Here is a 19,383-nt window from a genome sequence, read left to right as displayed (position 1 = left end):
GTTCGTTCAACGCCGCGAAGCTGGCAAACCGCGCCAGCGGCGTGAACAACCATTCCCCGATGTTGCCGACCTGGTTCTCGACCTGCCCCTTCTCCCAGCCCGAGGCCGGGGTACAAGCGACCGGTTCAAACAGATAATGGTTGGCCAGCACCATGAAGCGGCGATTGAACAAGCGTTCCTTGCCACTAAAGATCGTTTCCACGACCGCCTTGAGGTTGTCATAGACCATGCGCTGGGGCACCCCGCCGAAGAAGGCAAACGCCCGGTTATGCGCGTCGAACACCATCTCCTGAGTCTCTCGCGGGTAGGCCACGACGAACATCTGGCGGCTGAACGTCAGGCGGAAATGCGCGACCTTGATCGTCTGCATGACAGCGCGGTGCGCGCCGGGTGATCGGCCTGGGCCGAATGGCCGAGAACCCACGCATCCGCACCATGACGCTCGCCACGGTCGCCCTGAAGGTGCAATGCGAGGCCTGTTTCACCGGGCCGGATGAGGTCCATCTGACCGCGACGATGCATTGTCTCCAAGCGCCCCAGGCTGTGGGCGATGGCGTTTGGTCCCTCTTGCTGTGGCAGCGGGCCTATCGCGGAGGCAGCTATCATCGACGCCGTCTGCCGGATTGAGGAAGGCAACCGATCATTTGTAGGGATTAGATATCGACACTAACTCGAAGTAGGTCTGTTTCGGCACTAAGTCGACCGTGCCAAGCTATGACGATGAGAATGTATCGAATCGCCGAGGTCACGGAACCTTCAGATATTACGTTTCGGATCGTCGTAGTCGATGGCGACGGACGTGAAACGGTACTCGATGCCCGGTTTCCAACACGCGAGGAAGCCCAAGATGTTATCTGCCTCCTGTTGACAGCAACTCCCGACGTTCAGTGTTAAGGGCGATCCGTTCTGCCCTGCTTGCATCACGTTGGGCCGCACGCTCGGATTGGCCGGTTTTCTTGGCAGTGTCGGCGGCGGAACGGCTGGCAGCGACTTCGGCGTGGCGGCTAGATCAAAACCTGTCCGCGGTGATGTCTCCCCTCCGGGGTTAGCGCCCGCGACAGCCGGGCGATAAGGCGCATCAGAGGGCGACGGAGAGCCGTGCAAGCAGGCTGATGACCGGGTTAAGTAGTAAACGTGCTGATCAGCCAGTAGGAGCCGAAGACATGAGCGACGAGCTAACAGACGCACCACTGACGCACCCCGAGGAGATGAAGGGCACCGTCGAGTTCAAGCTCGGCAACCTTGCCACCGTGGCCGCGACCGGGCGGACGACACCGGCCGGTTTGATCGGCGCGGCTGTGTTGATGTCCGCTGTACGGTGCGAATAAGCGCCGGCAACTGAGCCACCGACACGTCGTTGTCAGAAAGATGGGCCGAAGCGATCTCCGCAGTCAGGCCCATAGTTTGGTTTTCTATCATGCGAGCCTCAAGTAGAACTTGATATCGTCGCTACTTCTGTGCTGCTCGCATGACCACGGAAGGCCATTCCATTGCTCCCCTAAGGCCTACCCGTCTCGAGGCGGGCTGAAATAAAGACGAACTCAAACGGAGCGATGGACTACGCCCCAATCGAGCTTGCGCCCTCGAAATCGTTCGAAAACCTCTGCCCTTTGTATGCTGCCTGAGTTCGATTCGTGGCGCCCATCTTCTGCATAATGTTTCTGACGTGGACCTTCACCGTGCTCTCGCACATGCCAAGCTCGTAGGCGATGATCTTGTTCGGCTTGCCCAACCGCAGGTGAGTGAAAACCGCCCTCTGCCGCGCTGTCAGCCGCCGCGGCGAGCGATCTTGGGGAGCAGTGAGCATAAGATCAGCCGGCACGAAAGTGCCGCCCGCGCTGACCAGACTGATCGCCGCCGAGGTGATCGGAAGCCCGGCCGTCTGCGTCGGAAAGAAGCCCCGTGCGCCGCTCTCCAAGGCGGAACGCATGATCGTCCGGTGCTGCGCCTGGTCCGCATCGGAGAAGATCATAACCGGTGTGGTCGGGAACGCTTGGCTGATTGTTGCGATGGTTTGGGTCATCGTCGTGTCAGCAACATCGTTCCCATGAAGATGATAAATGATCAAATTGAAATTGTTTGACGCCGCGCCAATGCAATCCTGGACGGCCGTGAAGCTAGATATCTGGATCTCCGGATGCAGACTGCTCAATGCCTTGCTCAAGCATTCCTGGGTGAGGCGGTAGCAATCGATCAGACCGACGGTGAGAGACCTGAGATTTCCTCCCGCCGGTTCGGATTGCTGCGCACCCACGCTGATCTGGAAATCTATCCCCGTCTGGTCGGCTGCGTCATATTCAGGCGCACTTTCAAATTGAGCAAGCGTTTGGGTATTCCCAGCCGGTTCGCCACCATACCTATCCATATTGGGAAGCCTCCTTTTGCATCTGAGGGCAATCAACCGTAATCTCTAACGCCACTACGTTAGGGGAATGGTGTTGAAAAAAGCGAGAATATTACTAATACTCACTATGGCTTAGGGTGAGTCACAAAATATATAATAAAAGTCACCGTATGGAGCAATTTTGACATTACAAATCATACAACGATGAATTCCTCAAAATTGCGCCAGCCTGCATTTGCTGTGGCCGGAGGCTTTCTGCCACTCCATCCTTCCCCTCTCGGCAATACACTGGAAAGGGCGGTCGTGTTGCGTGGAACGCGGTTTCGGCCGCCTCGCTCAACAATCCGGCACACGAACTCGTGAATGAGGAATCTACCGAGCCCGGGAATAAAAGGGTTTTGTCGCAAGCTTCCATTGCGGACGTGCAAGTTCCGCAGGGATGATGGGCTTTACCCCGCCAACGAATAGAATTGCCGTGCCGGGCATACCTCTCCTGTCGGGAGCAACTGACCCTTCCGGATCATGTGCATGGGTTTGACGCCGGCAGGCGTCACAGCGGCAGACCAGAAGGACTTGAGCCCCAGCATCGGCCGAACCAGTCGCTTGATGGCTCGATGATCCTGTTCGACGATGTTGTTGAGGTATTTGACCTGGCGGATCTCAATACCCGCCTCAGTTTCGCCGTTGTGGCTTCGATCGCCGCAATATTTGCGCCGCTCTTGTCGATCGTAATCTTCTCGGGCGTACCGTTCCTCCTGATCGCCTTGCGCAAGAATCGCAGCGCGATCTTGCGATCCCTCTTGGCGGTCAGCAGGAAATCGACCGTGGCACCGGCCTTGTCGACTGCCCGATTACAGGTACTTCCAGTTGCCCCGGATGCCGACCCTACACCGCTTCCGCCATGGTTGAGCGTGAGCCCGTTACGGTGGTGCGATGCATGTCGCGCACCTGCGTTGCATCAAACGGCCGAGAACGGTGCATCGTCGCCTGGTTATCCCAAACCACCAGATCAAATTGTTTCCACTGATGGGAATAGACAAATTGCCGCTGCGTCGCATATTCGTTCAAATCGCGCAGAAAGGCACGGGCCTCTGGAATCGGCCATCCGACGATCATTCCGGCGTGCGAGGCGAGATACAGCGATTTCCGCCCCGTGGATGGATGCCGCCGGATCAGGCGTTGATGTACTGGCGCGAATTGCCGTCGCTCCTCGTCCGTGAAGTCGCCAAAGCCGATCTGGGCGCGGGAGAACAACTGGCTGTGCTCGCACACCAATCCCTCACACTGGCCCTTGGTTTCTTCGTCAAGCGCATCGTAGGCGGCCCGCATGTCGGCGAACTCCGTATTGCCCCCCTTTGACGGAATGATCCGAGCAGACAACAGTGAGTATTTGGCCGGCACGACCTTGAATGAACTATCGGAATGCCATAACCGAGTGCCAAGGCTGAACAGTCGCCGGCGGTTTTCACGTGCCAGCACATTGTTGTTGGCGTCCAGGTTAGAAATGTCGGCGATATGCGCGCCCAGACGTTGTTCCTTGCTATCGCGCAAATTGTTGGTGGCGAGTTCAAGCTCGCCGAAATTCCGGGAGAACGTCATCTGGGCTTCATCGGTAAAATGTTGGTCGTGGAAGACCATTACGCCGAATTCATCCATACCCCTTTCGATTTCGGACGCCTGTTCACTGGTCAGCGGCTGCGTGATGTCGATACCCGATGCCTCACCGCCAAAGAATGGGCGAGAAACGGGATCGATCGGGCGGATGGATAACGTCATGGAGAACCTCCCTTGCAAATTCCTGCTGAACACATCATCCGATAGCAGAGCGTGCGAAGTCGCGAGCCCGCTGTCAACAAAGGCCGAAGACAGCCGTGTGTCAGTCGCCGCTGATCGGGCGTGTGACGACAGTCGTTATGTTGCCGTTCGAAATGATCATCGCCCGGCGGAAATTCTGCTCCGGCAGCGGTTCGAGGACAAGGGCGAGAACCAACTGGACGGAATTGCCGTGCCGGCGAGGATGCCGAGGGTCAGCATGAAGATAAAATGCCCGATGGTGGCTGCGTTGTTGGCAGCCTCGGGGCTGGCGACACCCTCGATGGTGCCTCTGCCGAAACGGGACGGATCTCTGGCGATATCGCGTCCCATCGCGTGGGAGGCGAAGGAGCTCAACAAAGGGCCAATACCTGGAAAGATGCCGAGGAAAGCAACGGGTATGGAGCCTCGGCCAATGGGCTTACAGAGGCTGAAGGTTGTCGTGTGGCGAAAGCGGGTTATCCTGTTTTCCGACCGGGCAACTGTTGCCGAAGCAACCGCATGAGTTAGCAGATATGACGCCGTCAATCCGAACCGATGAGACCACGGGACTCAAGATCTTCAACACGCGCGCCGCTAAGGCAACCGAGCGGATCGCCGGGAAGGGATATTCGCCGATCTCGGACGAAGCGTTGATAACCCTGCCGCCACCTCCGGCCGGCGCCACGTTCAATGCAGAGGAGCAGGCTAGGTATCGCGCCTATAAGGAAGCGAGGCAGGGCGCGGCTGACTACATCACCATGGAAGGCGAATTCGCCCGGTATCTGGAGGATGTTTACTCCGCACCGCCGATTGAACGGGAAGCGCTGACCGATAGTTGCGAAATCCTGGTGATCGGTGCCGGCTTTGCTGCCCTGATCCTGTGGTACAAACTGCGGCAGGCTGGATTTCTCGATGTCCGTGTCTGCGAAAAAGGCGGCGACGTCGGCGGGACCTGGTATTGGAATCGCTATCCCGGCATCGCCTGCGACGTCGAATCCTACAGCTATCTGCCTTTGCTGGAGGAAATGGGGTACTTCCCGACGATGAAATTCGCCTCGGGGTTCGAAATCCTCGAATACTGCCAGAACATGGCGGAAAATCTGGGCTTTTACGACCGCTGCCTGTTCCACACGACGGTCGAGCGGACCGAATGGGATCAGGCCGCTGGCCAATGGATCGTGTCGACCAGCCGCGGCGACAAAATGCGCGCCCGGTATGTCGTGCTGGCGAACGGGTCTCTGACCACGCCGAAGTTGGCTCGTATTGAAGGTATGGAGACGTTCGCCGGCAAGTCATTCCACACGTCCCGCTGGGACTATAACGTAGATCTGGCGGGACAGCGCGTCGGGATTATTGGCACGGGCGCGAGCGCGGTGCAGGTCGTCCCGGAAATCGCGAAGGTCGTAAAGGAACTCTACGTTTTTCAGCGGACGCCTTCCACGATCGACGTGCGCGATCAGCGCGTGACGACTCAGGAGGAAATCGAAGCCTGGTCGAAGGAACCGAACTGGGCGCGCGCCCGGCGGGAGAGACTGGCCCGGATATCATCCGGACGCACCGCGCTGAAAGCCAACGACGACTATCTTTCGGGCAAGGTCGCGGATTTCCGGGAACGCCGGCAATATGACAGGCCGTTGTCACCGGAAGAACTGATGCAGCGGCAGCTCAACACGAACTTCCGGATCATGGAACAAATACGGGCGCGCGTGGATGCGATCGTCAAGGATCCGAAGACCGCGGCGGCGTTGAAACCTTATTACGCTTACGGATGTAAGCGGCCGACCTTTCATGACGAGTATCTGCCGACCTTCAACCTGTCCCATGTGACGCTGGTGGATACAGCGCCTGTCGGTGTCAGCCGGATCAATGCCAGGGGCGTGGTGCATGAGGGCGTGGAGTATCCGCTGGACCTGCTGATTTACGCGACCGGGTTCCAGTGGATGGGAGCTGGGTCCTTCAACATGATCGTTGGCCGGGATGGCAAGACGCTGCGAGGGAAGTGGGGCGAGGAAGGCGTCAAAACCTTCCTTGGCCTGCATAGTCATGGATTTCCCAACCTGTTCATCATGTCCGGGCCGCAGAGCGGCGGCGGTCAGTTCAATTTCACCCGGACGATCGAGGGACAGACGGATTACGTAGCCTGGCTACTGAAGACATCGCGCGAGCGGGGTAACTGCATCATCGACGTTACGAGGAAATCCGAGGTCGCTTACGCCGAACATTGCTGCGACGCGGATGTCAGGACGCGGCCGCTGCGCGATTGCCTGTCGTATTACAACGGCGACGGAAATGCGGAGCCCGGCAGCCTCGCCTATTACGGCGGGCCGCAAAAATGGCATGAGATCCGTATGGCCGCTCAGGCCTCTCTCGAGCCCTACGTCTTCGAGGGATTCAGTCAACGTTCGGCCTAGGAAATAGCGACAAGCGGCTCAGGCGCGGCAGGATCAATCCTTCAAGGGTCGGCAGTTCACCACTGGGGTGATCCTGTGGGCGGTGCGTTGGTATCTGATGGTCCCCATCAGTTACCGAGATCTCGAGCTCATGCTGCTGGACCGCAGCGTCGAGGTGGACCACACCACCATCTTTCGTTGTCCAGGCTTATGCGGCCGAACTTGAAAAGTGGATTCGCCCCCATCTGCGCATGAGCAATGGTTCCTGGCGGGTGGACGAGACCTATGTGAAGGTCAAGGGCCGCTGGATGTATCTGTATCGCGCCGTCGACAGCCGTGGCCAGACCATCGACTTCCTGCTATCGGCCAAGCGCGACGCTGAGGCGGCGAACCGGTTTTTCCGCAAGGCGTTGGCGCAGTCGCACACGGTGAACCCGAGGACCATCACGGTGGACAAGAATGCGGCTTATCCGAAGGCGGCCGCGGAGATGAAGAAGGACAGCGAACTCTGGCGCGGGTCTCGGCTGCGACAGGTGAAATATCTGAACAATATCGTCGAGCAAGACCATCGGAACGTCAAACGACTGGCCTGTCCGGGGCTTGGCTTCGGCAGCTTCTGGACGGCGAGACGAACGCTGGTAGGCTACGAGACGATGGCAATGATCAGGAAGGGGCAAGTTCGGAACATCGGTGGCAACGACATCAAGGCCCAGGCACGGTTCATAGCAATGCTGTTCGAGGTCGCTGCCTGATAGGTAAGTCGATCCCCTCTGGTGGATCCCTCGCAGCCTAGGAATAACGCTGCAACAGAACCGGCGTCGAACTCATGCACATGATCCGGAAAGGTCAGTTGCTCCCGACAGCAGAGGTATGCCCGGCCCGGCAATTCTACTCTTTGCCGGCATATGGCCCGTCATCTCTGCGGGACTCGCACGTCCGCAATGGAAGTTTGCGACAGAACCCTCGCACCGACCCGGGACAGTTACCAATGAAACTCAAGCGTCACGGGCAAACGCATGATCCAAAAACATGGACAATATCACGATTTATGTACAATTAAACTATGCTCGACAATAGAGTCCTCGAATCTGCTACAAGAGCGCGCGAACGAGGTATACATCACGCGAAAGAGGTATACATATCGGTCCGACAAATTCGAACGGAACTGCATGTACGGCCCCGGCAAGACCGCCAGATCAATTCTCCTAGGCCAGTCTCCCATTACCGGGTCGTTTGTTTTTTTGCGCGGCCAGGTACGGGGCCAGGCACATGCCGGAGGACGATCGACGACAGGGAATCGCAAAATGCGGGGTGCATTTGGTTCCAGCCGCTCGCTGCAGCCGACGCAGAAGCGTTGAAGTTCTTGGGCGTGTTCGATCCAAGAAGGATAACACTATCAATCCCGCGGCTCTCTCGCAGCATTGAAAAGCGACTAAAAATGGCCGGCGGGACGAGTTTGGTCGCCCTTACGGCGGCAAACATATTCAGCTTACTGTTTTGTGCGGCTGGCATTTACCATCGTCTCGATCCTTGGCTTGTGCTGATTGCTGCGGTGTCGATGGCGCTTTGTGTCGCCGCGATTCTTATCAAAAAAGGCGAGTCGAGGCGGCTGAACGAACTGACGGAAAGTGTGCGGGCATTAGCTCGAAGCTTCGATGAGACAGCCGCATTAATTGCGGGCGAGGGGGACGAAGTCGACCAGCTTGCGCAAGCGCTCGACGTGCTTCGCGAAAGTTCGCGACGCGCCATGGTCAGCGAAGCAAATCTGAAGGCTGCAGTCGAGAATATGGTCGAAGGGATTGTGATGATTTCGGCGAATGGAAAGGTGGCACTGCACAACCAGCGTTTGCTCAAAATTTTTGGACTGCCCGCTATGAATGCCATCGGGCTGCCACGAGCAGAGTTCAACGCGATGCTTGTCGGCGCACTGCGCTGGCCCCGGTCAGCTCAAGACTATCTACAAAAGCAACTTGCAGAGATCCGTTCCGATGGTAACTATCGCGTGTTCGATGTCGAATTACCCGACAACCGTGTCCTCAGATACAGCGCCTCGATGCTGGTTGACGGCAACGTAATGAGCTACGTAGAGGACATTTCCGAGCAGCGCGCTGCTGCCGCCTCCATCCTACGTCTCGCGCATTACGACACGCTGACGGATCTTCCTAATCGAACTCTATTTCAGGAGCGGTTTGTCACGGCTGTCGAGTCTGCGGAGCGTGAACCGGCTGCTTGCGTTACTTTGCTGTTGTGTGACCTGGACCGCTTCAAAGCAGTCAACGACACCTATGGCCATCCCGTGGGCGACGAGTTGCTACGTCAAGCGACCCGGCGGATGCGCGCGCAGGTTCGCACCGACAATATTCTGGCGCGTCTCGGCGGCGACGAATTCGCCGTCATCTACCTGAGCCGGAACGACCATGAAGGTGCCGAGGGTCTCGCGAGGCGTCTTGTGGCCTGCCTTGAGCAACCTTTTGAGATCCGAGGGCATGAGGTCAGCGTCGGGATAAGTATCGGCATTGCCACCGCTAGGGTTCACGCAACATCGGTCGATGATCTCATGATACGAGCCGACCTCGCCCTGTATGCAGCAAAGCAGGACGGGCGGAACAGGCATAGGGTCTACGAGCCGGCCATGTCGATGTTCACTGACGAGTACGGCGGACTCGAATCCGCTTTGCGTAAGGCCATCGACAACGACAGCTTACATATTCACTACCAGCCACAAGTTGACTTGCGTACGCGTCGGATTGTCGCCTTTGAAGCGCTCGCACGCTGGGACCGCGCAGAGAGAGGCACAGTTTCGGCCGACACTTTCATTTCGGTGGCGGAGAAATCTGGTCTCATCGTGCCTCTCGGCGCATGGGTGTTGCGTCGTGCGTGTACTGACGCTCTCGGCTGGGGCGATGACATCATGATCGCCGTCAACGTCGCCCCACAGCAGCTCCGGACCGAAGGATTCGTCGATATGGTTTCGGACGTGTTGGCAAAGGCCGGATTGAAGGCGACGCGACTTGAGCTTGAGATTACCGAATCTGCTCCATTATACGATGATGAGGCAATGCTCACCGTTCTCAGAAAGCTCGCGATCATCGGCGTTCGTGTTTCAATGGACGATTTTGGCACTGGCAATACCGGTCTCAGTTACTTGCATAAGTTTCGTTTTGATAGACTAAAAATAGACCAGTCGTTCGTCCGCAAGCTAGGTGATGGGAGAGAGGCCGAACTGATTGTAAATGCGATTGTGGAGCTTAGTGTCTCGCTCAACGTTGAGACCGTCGCTGAGGGCATCGAGACGGAGCAGCAGGCAGCGATTCTGAGATCAATGAACTGCTCTATCGGACAGGGCTTCCTGTTCGGCCGCCCTGCTCCATTGAGTGTCGCGAATAGCCTGATAGCGGAACAAAACGCCGCATTCGCCAACGACCAGCTTGTCAGTCGTCGGTGAAGAATCCACTTTCAGACGGCGTATTGGGTGGCGCTGATGACTGATCGCTGAGAAGCGCGACCATCAACAAGGCCCGCCAAAGCAAAGGTATCCATTCGAGCAGGAGCTGAAGTCGCAACCAGCGACGGCGAGGACGGCATTGGCGGCGTCGCCGGCCTGTCCGGTCAGATAGTTCCTTCCCATCCGGCGTTGTTCCTTGAGATGGACGATCACCGGTTCGACCGCTGACCGCCGGCGTAATTCACGCTTGATCTCGTGCGACAGGGACCGCTGTCGGAAAATTGGCGGCCCGAAGAAACCCAGTTCCCGCGGTCGTCAGGCCGTCGGCCGGTCCATCCCCGTTGCTCGGTATGCCCCGTCAGGTCGTCCGGTAAGCATCGAATTCGGACGCCGGCGTCGTGAAAACCACCAGCCACTTTATCCCGAACTTTTGGCTGCCACGACCGGACAGCGCCTACAGGTCCGGACGGTTCTCCATGGACCTTTCGGCACCATGGCATGTTCCTGTTTCGTGCCGACTTAGCGTTGTTCGACCGACGACCGACACTCTGCCTTCAATTAAGACAGAAAGGCTGCCTATGTCGAATCGAGGTGACAGACTACGCTTGGCTATGGAGGCACGCGGGGTCCGAAAACAGCACGCACTCGCGTTCCAACTCCAAGTACATGAGAGCGCTATCACCCGCTGGAAGGCCAACCGGTCTTTGTCATTGGACAACGCCGTGGCAGTTTGCTCGGCTCTCGACATCTCGCTGGATTGGCTTTTGCTCGGCCGGGGAACGATGGACTTCCACAAGGTCTCCGAGACAAAAACAGTTGGGAGTGAGGAGAATTATCTCCTCGCTCCATTCAAGCAACTTTCGCAGCTACTAAGCCAACAAACCAATGCGTGCCTGCAAGCGCTTATCTTTTCGCTGCTGACTGATGTCTCACCTAAGTAGGCAAAGGGGAACTCGGGAATTGTGGACAGCGCAAGAGATCCGACTCGGGCTTGCGTGGAGCGCAACAACGGATAGTTGCAATCTATGGTCATCCGCAACTACATGTATCCCCACCGACACGTCAGAACATTTCAGATCACTGCGGTATGTCAAAGAGTAATCACACGCGACGCAGACCACATGTAACGGAGCCCAGCAATGCTGAGCTTAGGGTCAGCGTCAGCATTTCGTCATCAGGGCCACGCGGCAGGATGAAATGCTCGCGAGGCCGCCCGCAGGGTCAGCGATTACCTTCCGTTTAATATCAGTAACGTCTGACGGCGCTGGCGCAGCGGCGGACGGTCGTGCCTTGTCGCCATCTCACTCAGCCGGCCTTTTCGGCCGCGGGAAATAGTCAAGCGGAGATAACAGTCACATGCTTTCGACCGATGATGTCTTCTTGCTCTCAACAGAGCTTGCGTCCGATGCCAGGTTCAGCCGTGCTTTGAACGAGCAGCTCCGCGCAATTTATGGCTCGCCCCCCTACCAGGACTGGCTCGGAACGGTCGCGGAGGTTCAGCCGTTCGAGCTGTCTGATGTGGCCGCCGTTGACCTTCTTGAGAGGGCAGGTCTGGCTCGTTCTGGCCGCCTCCTTGCCAAATTGAACCTCACGGAAGCCGGCATTTTCCTGACCGACGGGGTTTGGATTGATCCGCGGGTGCGGGTCTTCCCGTTTTGCGATGAGAGTGTGGCCCTGATCGGCTTTGTACGGAAATCAGGCTTTGCCACGTGGGCGGACTGGACGCTGGATCTTGCGACCGGCTGCGGTCTGAATGCGATGGCCGTTGGGGGGCGAAGCGTTGCCTTCGACATCAATCCACGGGCACTCGCCTACGCGACCGTGAATCGGGCGCTCAATGGGATCCTCGGCGAGGATTGTGTCTTGGCAATTAACGATATCCGCGACGGGATCCCTAAAGCCGTCTGTTCCGACCTCGAGGGACATGTTCTCATTCTCGCCAACCTACCGTTCGGGCCGGCACCTAGCGCGGACGCGTTGCCGCTGACATCGAACGGTGGCGAATCGGGCGGCGACCTCCAAATAGCGGCCTATCGCGCGATCGACCGCTTCGTCCGGTCATCGAAGGGTCGGCTCTCCGTCCGCGCCTGCTTGATGGGTTTATCGGTCGGCGATCATGTAGCGAACCGATGGGACATCGTAGAGCGTGCAATCGAGCACTTCGGGGCAGATCGGGTTAAGTGGCATCTCCTGACCGACGAGCATGTATTTCGCATAGATGGGGTACGCCAGCTGGAGAATCCGGCTTCGGTGGCCGTCGCCATGCCGGGCCTCGCGTCGTGCCGCCTTTACACGCCCGACGAGGATGAACGCATCGCCAAGGTCGAGGCTTTCGCAAATCTTGCGAAACGCCATCAGGACAGGGGCAATCCAGACATCGCCTACGGCATCGTCGAGATTGTGGACGCGACTTAACACTCTTACAACCGGAGGAGGTGCATTATGGGCCGAAACCTGATTAGTATCGATGATGTCGCTGACAGTGAGCTGCTTTTGTTAACGTCACCGGAGAGCCGAACGTCGCCCCCACCCGCCATGATCCGCGGCACGCTGGCGTTTTTGTTTGAGCAGGCCAGCCTGCGAACAATGTCCAGCTTCGCCGCGGCGGGCACTCGCATCGGTCTCGCCCCGATTGCCATAACCACAAAGGGTGGCGCGTTCCGGGATCAGTGCGATCTCTACGACGAGATCGATCAACTGAGCCTGACCTCAGATTGCGTCGTTGTCCGTGCCGGCACCGAACTGGACCGATCGAAGCTGTTGAACTGCGCCGCGCCGATCGTGAATGCTGGCGACTCGTCGAACGAGCATCCGACACAAACGATCCTCGACATCACGGTTATGCGGTCGTTGGGCCTGTTTGGCAAAACCGTTGCAATAGTCGGCAATCTACGCGACCACCGCACCGCTCATTCACTTGCAAAGGGACTCGGTCGCCTTCCTGTGAAATTGCGGCTTGTCGCACCCGACGGCATGGCGATGCCTGATCGATATGTTCCTAACCACGCCGAGGTCGTCATCGCGAACACGATCGCCGAAGTCGACAATCAGATCCGGGACGCGGACTTTGTCTACCTTCCGCCCGTCCGCTACTGGAACGCACCCGACCTGGACTTCATGGGAGCGTATGATTTTGACTTGGCTCGGGCTGAAAGTGTCATGCGGCCATCCGCCCACATCCTCCATCCGTTTCCTCGATTCGCCGAACTCGATCGGAGTGTTGACGGTAGCAAATATGATGCCTATCGCATGCAGACGGCGATGGGCCCCGCGGTTAGGGAGCGCATTCTGCGCCTCATGCTCGCGCTGCCGGCTATGGCTGTGGCTGCTTGACGGACAGCTGCGCGCCGGCCGCCCGGACTATCTCCGCTACAGATCAGAATGCCTTTGTCCGGAGGACAATCTTCCGCGCATATGTGTTCTGCATCTTCACGATGGTATTTTGCGTCAACGATCCGGCGCCACTGTTTGAACTTTTCAGACGCACCGCTGGGCTAAGCCCCAGTGAGCTGTCCATGCTCTACGCAGTCTATGCGGCGGTGGTGATCGCGGCCCTTCCGTTCTTCGGGCGAGCGAGTGACCGTTTCGGTCGGCGATTGTTGGTTGTGTTTGGTCTGAGTTTCATCGCAATCGGATCGGTGCTTTTGGCAGTAGCGGGGGGCTTTTTATGGCTCGTCAGCGGGCGGCTTCTGCAGGGTCTTGGCATCGCCGCGATGTCGGCCCCGGCCACCGCGGCGCTTGCTGAACTGGCCGGGGCACAAAGGCAAGCTGCCGCTGCTTCGATCACGGCACTTGCGCTCGCGGTGGGTGGAGCGTCAGCCCCGCTGTTTTCCGGCGTCGCAGCTGAAGCGTTCCCGTCGTTCCCGACTTCATCCTTGCTCTTCTGCGCCGGGATGGCTCTCGTGAGCCTGATGATCGCAGCGGTCTTGCCCGATCCCAGGCGCCCGCGGAAGCTGGAGGATTCGCCGTCCCATGTCCACCAGGGAAAGCTTATCGCGGTAGATGCCAAATCGCCTGGCACGGCCGATAGTACCGAAGGCCCGTTCGGTGGTCGCGATTCGGATCGTATAGCATTCTGGCAGGCGTGTGCCGCGGTCGTGGTCTGCTTCGGCGCGCAAGCCACCTTTTTCACGATCAGCGGTCCGGTCTTTGGCACCTTGCTGGCGTCCCATGTGCTGCTCGCCGCCGGTTGCGCGATGTCCGCCTTGATGGTTGCCTCTGCCTTGGGTGCGACGCTGGCAAGCTGTCTCAGGGCGAGGGTGGCGATTGCAGCCGGCATGACCCTCGTTGCCCCGGGTGTTTGCGGCTTCTTCGAATTGGCGGGTGTTGTTCCAGTTTTGGCGCTGACGCCCGCGATTGCCGCAATTGGCCTGGGTCATGGGTTGAGTTACGCCGGTGCCATCCGTCTTATCAACGAAACTGCGCACGGCGCTCGCCGAGCCAGTTACACGAGCAAGTTTTACGTGGCAATATATGTTGGCGGTGGCCTACCCGTGCTAGGCAGGGGCGCCCTAGAAGAGCTGACGGGACCGGCCGTGGCGTCAGCGGTTTTCAGCCTCGTTATCGCCGTCCTTGCGGTTGGCCTCCTCTGCTCGTTGCGGCTTAGACACAGGTAGGTGTTGTCACCCTGCTGAGTCTCGAGTCGTCTGTGAAGAACTTGAAACGCGTTGACGATCCTGAAGATATTGGCGTCGGCAAGTAATCGTATTTGTCGGAAAATGCGATCGCCACACGGGTTTTTTGCAAGGGGCGTGGACGCATTACCCAGCGGGTCCGCCCTCGTCGGGCGTCGCACATTCTGGACAAGCGACTTTAGCGCAATATCGAAAAATACGTTGTCAATAGTAAACCACTAGGAGGGCCAGGCGGCTAGCTGTCGAACCGATCGCCTTCTGGGGGCACAGGGACGTCGAATGCGTTCACCACGCCACACAGCGCGACATAGAAGTTCGCCACCGCGGTCAGCTCGACCAACCATTGTACGCCTTGCCGATCCTTCAACGCATCGAACACGGATTGCTGGACCCGGTTGGCGCGCATCAGCTGGCGCATGTAAAGCACGATGTCTCGTTCCTCTGGCGGCAGGTCCGATGGATCGCCTTTCGCGCGCAGTAGGTCGATCACCAGCTCGCGCAGGCCCACGCGACGGGCAACGTCGACCTGCGCGGCCCAAACGTAGTTGGCGTCGCGCTCGCGCACCGCGGCCAGGATGGCGATCTGGCGCAACTTCGGGTCGACGGCGCAGATTTCGCGCGCGAATGGCACCATCGGTAGCAGGCGCTCGGCCAGCTCCGGACTGTGCAGCAGCATGCTGAACGGACCGCGTACGCGTCCAAATACACCCATTACCTGGTCAAACACGTGCTCGGATTCTGACCCCATTTCGGCCTTGCTGGTGACCGGCGTGTAACGCGACATGCTCGCCTCCGTGAGTTCAAAGCGGAATGAAGGGTGGGACCTCACATGCGACTATAATCTAGCTATCTCCATAACCGTCGAGAGGGCATTGTCAACCTGAACTGTCGCACCGGCCACTGGCAATTCTCGCCAATTCAACAGATTAATATTGCCCTGAAAAAGTCGCCAAGGGACCAGCCGCGAACGAAAATTACTCAAACTCGTTACAATATTCCTTAAATTGACAATGCCCGCCCAGCTATTCCTCAGCGAGTTCATACCGTTCCGGTTGCTTCACGGTCGGCAGATCGCCACCAACAGTGGTGCGTTGCATCAGACGCTTGTGGCGAACCGTGTCGTACGCCGTCGCTCGGTGCAGTGTGGCGCGGTTGTCCCAGATTACCAGATCGCCGTCCAGCCATGCATGCGAGTAACAGAACCGCGGCTGCGTCGCGAAGTCGTTGAGCCACTGGATAAGGGCCCGTCCTTCCTGACGAGGCGAGCCGATCACATGCGAGGCGTGGGCGCCGGCGTAGACTGCCTTGCGGCCATTGACCGGGTTGACCCGTACCATCGCCTGCCAGGCACCCGGCAGTTCGGCTTTCATCTCCGGAGTCAACGCCTCGGTCGATACCGTTTCGCGCGAGTAGACCAAGCTGTGTTCGGCGACAAGGCCTTCGAGTTTCCGCTTCCTGTCGTCTGGCAGCGCGTCATAGGCCGCACGCATCGAGGCGAATTCCGTGTTGCCGCCTTCGGGCGGAACGACGCGCGCGGACAACAGGGAACAGAGCGACGGCACCGCTTTGAACGAACTGTCCGAGTGCCAGAGGTAGTTGCCCTTCTGGTAGACCATCCGGCGATCCTCGGGCGGTATGACAGTACCGGTGCGGATATCGAGATTTGATTGCCGAGCAAAATGAGTTCCCGCAGCCGGGTTGGCCTTGCCCGCCGTCTCGAGCGGGCCAAACCGGCGACTGAAAGCGATCTGCTTCTCGTCATCAAGGGTCTGGTCGTGGAACACCAGCACAGAATGCTCCTCGAAGGCTGCTTGGATTTCGGCAAAGGTCGCGTCGTCCATGGGCTCGCCGGTGTCGACACGGCCAATCTCAGCACAAAACAGTGGGTGCAATTGTTTGATCGTGATCGCCATTGAAGCGGCTCCTCCTGGGGCTCAGGACTGTACCGCCGGCGGCCGGGGATGGAAACCGGCCGGGGACAGATGCGGTACGCAGTTGTCTGTTGTCGGCGTGGCGACGAAGATGAACGAAACTGTGCGGGAGGATGCGGCGATGGAGATTGTGGGAAAGATTGCGGTGATTACCGGGGCGGGCAGCGGTATCGGACGGGCAACGGCGCTTGCGCTGTCCGCAGACGGGTTCTCGGTGGTGCTCGCCGGCCGTCGCCGCGCAATGCTCGAAGAGACGGCCGCACTCGCCCGGGCGACGCCGCCACAGATGCTGGTTGTACCAACCGACGTGACTGACCCGGCGTCGATTGCGGCTTTGTTTGACACGGTCAACACGACGTATGGCCGGATCGATCTTCTTTTCAACAACGCAGGTATCAGCACTCGGAACATTCCGATCGAGGATTTGACCCTGGAGCAATGGGCAAACGTTGTCGCGGTCAATTTGACCGGCTCATTCCTCTGCGCGCAGCACGCGTTCCGCATGATGAAAAGCCAGGAGCCGCGCGGTGGACGCATCATCAACAATGGTTCGGTCTCGGCGCACGTGCCCCGGCGGAACTCAACACCATACTCAGCGACTAAGCACGCGCTGACCGGTCTGACCCGGTCGCTGTCGCTGGATGGACGGGAATACGATATCGCCTGTGGGCAGATCGACATCGGCAACGCGGCGACAACGCGCAACGAGGACACGGCGCGAGGGCGTCTACAGGCGAGTGGCAAGGTTGAGGCAGAAGCGCGCATCGATGTGAACGATGTCGCACGCGGGGTCGCCTATATGGCGAGCCTGTCGCTCAGCGCGAATGTCCAATTCATGACGGTCATGGCGACAAAAATGCCCTATATCGGCCGCGGCTAAATGGCTGCTTCCCTGACGGCCCTGCCGTTGGCACACGATATCTTCCCGGCCATTCTGAAATGGTAGCTCGGCACTGCCTGTCCGTCGAGCTGCGAATTTCCATGAGGACGAACAAAGAATGCACTTCATCTGCCGACGGGCGGCACTACCGTCCGGGTGCTGCTAGCAGTCGACTGGGCGGCAAGTGGCTTCGAGGGGGGAAACAGAGATGAAGGCTCTGATTGGCCATCCATCAAACACCGCAGATTTTTCTTGATTTTCGAAAATTGACGATTTCCTCGCGATTCGTTGTGTGTAGAATCGGCACAGGCAGCAGGCATCGCACCGAACGCCCCGGCGGAAGAATTTTCTCAGCGCATTGGGCCTATTGGCGCAAGCCAGCGCGCGGCTGCCATTCGGCGTATCCGATCCAGTGCTGTGTGGTGGATCCGCGGTGGAACTCTATACCGGCAGTCTATGGCCGGCTGCGGATCTCGAAGTGGTGGGATCCGACGCACGGCTACTCACCTCAGAGCTGTTTTCCGTTGGATTTCGCTGGTGTGACCGTCCGCGACATGCCGAACGGGGTCTGTGGCATCCCGAACTTGAGATTGGGATCGACATCGTCGAGGCTCGCGCGGAACTCAGCGTCGCTGAGCCGTCAGACAGGCTTCTCGTGGTTCTTGATCTCGATCCGTCAGCATCAATGGATGAGACCTCGTTGAACGTCATTGGCATTGAGGATTTGATTGTTCAGCAGGTCGGATATTGGTTTCGGGATGGTGCACCCTCGGGAGCGCTGGCCGCCCAGGTTCAGGCGCTGGTGGGGCTCGGCCAGGACGGCGTCGGAGGGCCATCTGGCGCGAGCTATCTGCAGCGCCGGCTCGCGCGAGAGACCGATGGGGAAGTCGTCGTCGAGATGCCATGGCCGGAACAGGGCTGGGGGCCGATGCGGGGACGACGAACGACGAGCCTGAGTCAGATGCAGGCGCGAATCGCAAGCTGGCGTGCTCACTGCGGGCTGTCGTACGACCCGCTGAATTCACAAGAGCTGACTAGGCCGAGGGACGGGCTGGTCCCGTCGGTGTGGTACCGAAACAACTTGCCGGACCGGGGAGGGCGGTTTAGTCCGCCGTCAGCGGTGATCGTGCCCTTCGATGGTGGCCTCTCTCTCGCACCTAGGTAGCGACGAACAACAACCACATCATGAAACGTGACGCCGATGACATCTCTCAGCATCAAGTTGGAGGCCCGGTCGCCGGCACATCGTTGTCATCGCGCCTATGAGATTGCCGTGAGCGCGGATCTGTTCGGCGCCTGGTTGGTGGAAATGAGCTACGGCCGGATCGGTGCGTTAGTCCGCACCAAGGCGCGATCGTTTTCGACAGCGGATGCAGCGGCGGCCGAGGTGAAGGCCTGCATGCGCAAGCGGGCCAGCGCGCCACGCCGGATCGGCGTGGCTTACCGGCTGAAGAGCGCCGCCCAGCATGGCGACTGGCATTGGCCTGACTTGGATGAACGGCTCTGCGCCTGGTTTCCGCGGTCGGGTAACGCACCATCGTGCCACGACTTCACATAACCACTTTCGGCTATGATACAGAAAGCCTAGATCATACCATCGGAAACGATTATGATTTCACATAAGATACATTATGCGGTTAACAATTGTGGTCACCGATAGAAATGTCACTGGGGCAAGCTGTTGTTGAGACGTTCGGGGTCACGTGCGATGACGGTGATCCAAATGAGCGGTCAGGAACTGACCCGACTGCATATCATGATCGATCTGGCAGACGGCCGGATCACGGCTGAGGCTGCGGCGGCTTTACTCACCAGTCGTTAATTAAGACGACAAACAGCTTGTACGTGCGTGCCTGTGCTGTTATGATGAGGCATGAAGCGAGATGGGCGCAGCTTTGATCACCGGACGTTGGAAGCCATACGGCTGATGGCGGTGGAACGCGTGCGGGATGGGGAGCCGGCGGC

16 protein-coding genes and 4 pseudogenes are annotated in these 19,383 nt (G+C 58.6%); 12 read left to right on the top strand and 8 right to left on the bottom strand.

Annotated features, from left to right (window positions below; translation table 11 throughout):
* Positions 1-364 (bottom strand): annotated as a pseudogene (locus GSQ89_RS29585) (DDE-type integrase/transposase/recombinase); the annotation flags it as partial.
* Between the two features lie 26 nt (positions 365-390).
* Here GSQ89_RS29585 and GSQ89_RS29580 point away from each other — a divergent pair.
* Together GSQ89_RS29580 and GSQ89_RS29575 are read left to right on the top strand one after the other, a co-directional pair.
* Entirely contained in the window at positions 391-627 is a 237-nt protein-coding gene (locus GSQ89_RS29580; protein ID WP_158931702.1) for a hypothetical protein, read from the top strand.
* A gap of 536 nt (positions 628-1,163) precedes the next feature.
* Complete coding sequence (locus tag GSQ89_RS29575) at positions 1,164-1,328, top strand: hypothetical protein (RefSeq protein WP_158931701.1); 165 nt, start codon at positions 1,164-1,166, stop codon at positions 1,326-1,328.
* A gap of 230 nt (positions 1,329-1,558) precedes the next feature.
* Here GSQ89_RS29575 and GSQ89_RS29570 read toward each other — a convergent pair whose 3' ends face one another.
* The 4 genes and pseudogenes from GSQ89_RS29570 to GSQ89_RS29555 form a co-directional block, all read right to left on the bottom strand.
* Complete coding sequence (locus GSQ89_RS29570; RefSeq protein WP_158931700.1) at positions 1,559-2,365, bottom strand: response regulator transcription factor; 807 nt, start codon at positions 2,363-2,365, stop codon at positions 1,559-1,561.
* A 428-nt stretch (positions 2,366-2,793) separates the two neighbouring features.
* A pseudogene (locus tag GSQ89_RS39535) lies at positions 2,794-3,182 on the bottom strand (transposase); the annotation flags it as partial.
* A gap of 47 nt (positions 3,183-3,229) precedes the next feature.
* On the bottom strand, positions 3,230-4,120 hold the full coding sequence (locus tag GSQ89_RS29560; protein ID WP_158931699.1) for a TauD/TfdA family dioxygenase: 891 nt from the start codon (positions 4,118-4,120) through the stop codon (positions 3,230-3,232).
* Positions 4,121-4,276: 156 nt separating this feature from the next.
* Positions 4,277-4,684: a tripartite tricarboxylate transporter permease gene (locus GSQ89_RS29555; RefSeq protein ID WP_158931698.1), complete on the bottom strand. Its 408-nt coding sequence runs from the start codon at positions 4,682-4,684 to the stop codon at positions 4,277-4,279.
* Here GSQ89_RS29555 and GSQ89_RS29550 point away from each other — a divergent pair.
* The 3 genes and pseudogenes from GSQ89_RS29550 (at position 4,672) to GSQ89_RS29540 (ending at position 9,973) form a co-directional block, all read left to right on the top strand.
* Positions 4,672-6,549 (top strand): NAD(P)/FAD-dependent oxidoreductase, encoded by a 1,878-nt coding sequence (locus tag GSQ89_RS29550; protein WP_158931697.1) that lies wholly within the window; start codon positions 4,672-4,674, stop codon positions 6,547-6,549. The two genes, GSQ89_RS29555 and GSQ89_RS29550, sit on opposite strands and share 13 nt — an antisense overlap.
* Positions 6,550-6,616: 67 nt before the next feature.
* A pseudogene (locus tag GSQ89_RS29545) lies at positions 6,617-7,280 on the top strand (IS6 family transposase).
* Positions 7,281-7,897: 617 nt separating this feature from the next.
* Positions 7,898-9,973, top strand: coding sequence for a bifunctional diguanylate cyclase/phosphodiesterase (locus GSQ89_RS29540; protein WP_254073422.1), 2,076 nt, complete (start codon positions 7,898-7,900; stop codon positions 9,971-9,973).
* Here GSQ89_RS29540 and GSQ89_RS39530 read toward each other — a convergent pair.
* A pseudogene (locus GSQ89_RS39530) lies at positions 9,960-10,225 on the bottom strand (hypothetical protein); the annotation flags it as partial. The gene GSQ89_RS29540 and the pseudogene GSQ89_RS39530 sit on opposite strands and share 14 nt — an antisense overlap.
* A gap of 224 nt (positions 10,226-10,449) precedes the next feature.
* On the opposite strand from GSQ89_RS39530, the gene GSQ89_RS40325 reads away from it, so the two are divergent.
* The 4 genes from GSQ89_RS40325 (at position 10,450) to GSQ89_RS29520 (ending at position 14,589) form a co-directional block, all read left to right on the top strand.
* Positions 10,450-10,914, top strand: a complete 465-nt coding sequence (locus GSQ89_RS40325; protein ID WP_371734311.1) for a helix-turn-helix domain-containing protein — start codon at positions 10,450-10,452, stop codon at positions 10,912-10,914.
* A gap of 415 nt (positions 10,915-11,329) precedes the next feature.
* Positions 11,330-12,388, top strand: coding sequence for a hypothetical protein (locus GSQ89_RS29530; protein WP_158931694.1), 1,059 nt, complete (start codon positions 11,330-11,332; stop codon positions 12,386-12,388).
* A gap of 27 nt (positions 12,389-12,415) precedes the next feature.
* Complete coding sequence (locus GSQ89_RS29525) at positions 12,416-13,306, top strand: hypothetical protein (RefSeq protein ID WP_158931693.1); 891 nt, start codon at positions 12,416-12,418, stop codon at positions 13,304-13,306.
* A gap of 83 nt (positions 13,307-13,389) precedes the next feature.
* Positions 13,390-14,589, top strand: a complete 1,200-nt coding sequence (locus GSQ89_RS29520; protein ID WP_371734310.1) for an MFS transporter — start codon at positions 13,390-13,392, stop codon at positions 14,587-14,589.
* Between the two features lie 253 nt (positions 14,590-14,842).
* On the opposite strand, the gene GSQ89_RS29515 is transcribed toward GSQ89_RS29520, so the two are convergent.
* A complete protein-coding gene (locus GSQ89_RS29515) occupies positions 14,843-15,391 on the bottom strand; it encodes a hypothetical protein (protein ID WP_158931691.1) in 549 nt (182 codons plus the stop codon).
* A gap of 238 nt (positions 15,392-15,629) precedes the next feature.
* Positions 15,630-16,520 carry a TauD/TfdA family dioxygenase gene (locus GSQ89_RS29510; RefSeq protein ID WP_158931690.1) on the bottom strand — a complete coding sequence of 297 codons (891 nt, stop codon included), beginning with the start codon at positions 16,518-16,520 and terminating at the stop codon, positions 15,630-15,632.
* On the opposite strand from GSQ89_RS29510, the gene GSQ89_RS29505 reads away from it, so the two are divergent.
* The 3 genes from GSQ89_RS29505 (at position 16,510) to GSQ89_RS29495 (ending at position 18,976) form a co-directional block, all read left to right on the top strand.
* Positions 16,510-17,418 (top strand): SDR family oxidoreductase, encoded by a 909-nt coding sequence (locus GSQ89_RS29505; protein WP_371734309.1) that lies wholly within the window; start codon positions 16,510-16,512, stop codon positions 17,416-17,418. The two genes, GSQ89_RS29510 and GSQ89_RS29505, sit on opposite strands and share 11 nt — an antisense overlap.
* A 433-nt stretch (positions 17,419-17,851) precedes the next feature.
* Entirely contained in the window at positions 17,852-18,583 is a 732-nt protein-coding gene (locus tag GSQ89_RS29500) for a hypothetical protein (RefSeq protein ID WP_158931689.1), read from the top strand.
* A gap of 36 nt (positions 18,584-18,619) precedes the next feature.
* The gene (locus GSQ89_RS29495; RefSeq protein WP_158931688.1) at positions 18,620-18,976 is read left to right on the top strand and encodes a WGR domain-containing protein; all 357 of its coding nucleotides are present in this window, start codon (positions 18,620-18,622) and stop codon (positions 18,974-18,976) included.
* Positions 18,977-19,383: the final 407 nt, after the last annotated feature.

This window comes from Acidisphaera sp. S103 (assembly GCF_009765975.1).
GTDB lineage: Bacteria > Pseudomonadota > Alphaproteobacteria > Acetobacterales > Acetobacteraceae > Rhodopila.
The sequence above is the reverse complement of the archived record's forward strand: the minus strand, read 5'-3'. Positions and strand labels throughout refer to the sequence as shown.

Excerpts from the sequence above, each read along its gene's own strand:
- GSQ89_RS29575 (WP_158931701.1), top strand. The coding sequence starts at position 1,164 with ATGAGCGACGAGCTAACAGACGCACCACTGACGCACCCCGAGGAGATG.
- GSQ89_RS29570 (WP_158931700.1), bottom strand. The coding sequence starts at position 2,365 with ATGGATAGGTATGGTGGCGAACCGGCTGGGAATACCCAAACGCTTGCT.
- GSQ89_RS29560 (WP_158931699.1), bottom strand. The coding sequence starts at position 4,120 with ATGACGTTATCCATCCGCCCGATCGATCCCGTTTCTCGCCCATTCTTT.
- GSQ89_RS29550 (WP_158931697.1), top strand. The coding sequence starts at position 4,672 with ATGACGCCGTCAATCCGAACCGATGAGACCACGGGACTCAAGATCTTC.
- GSQ89_RS40325 (WP_371734311.1), top strand. The coding sequence starts at position 10,450 with ATGGACCTTTCGGCACCATGGCATGTTCCTGTTTCGTGCCGACTTAGC.
- GSQ89_RS29530 (WP_158931694.1), top strand. The coding sequence starts at position 11,330 with ATGCTTTCGACCGATGATGTCTTCTTGCTCTCAACAGAGCTTGCGTCC.
- GSQ89_RS29525 (WP_158931693.1), top strand. The coding sequence starts at position 12,416 with ATGGGCCGAAACCTGATTAGTATCGATGATGTCGCTGACAGTGAGCTG.
- GSQ89_RS29515 (WP_158931691.1), bottom strand. The coding sequence starts at position 15,391 with ATGTCGCGTTACACGCCGGTCACCAGCAAGGCCGAAATGGGGTCAGAA.
- GSQ89_RS29510 (WP_158931690.1), bottom strand. The coding sequence starts at position 16,520 with ATGGCGATCACGATCAAACAATTGCACCCACTGTTTTGTGCTGAGATT.
- GSQ89_RS29495 (WP_158931688.1), top strand. The coding sequence starts at position 18,620 with ATGACATCTCTCAGCATCAAGTTGGAGGCCCGGTCGCCGGCACATCGT.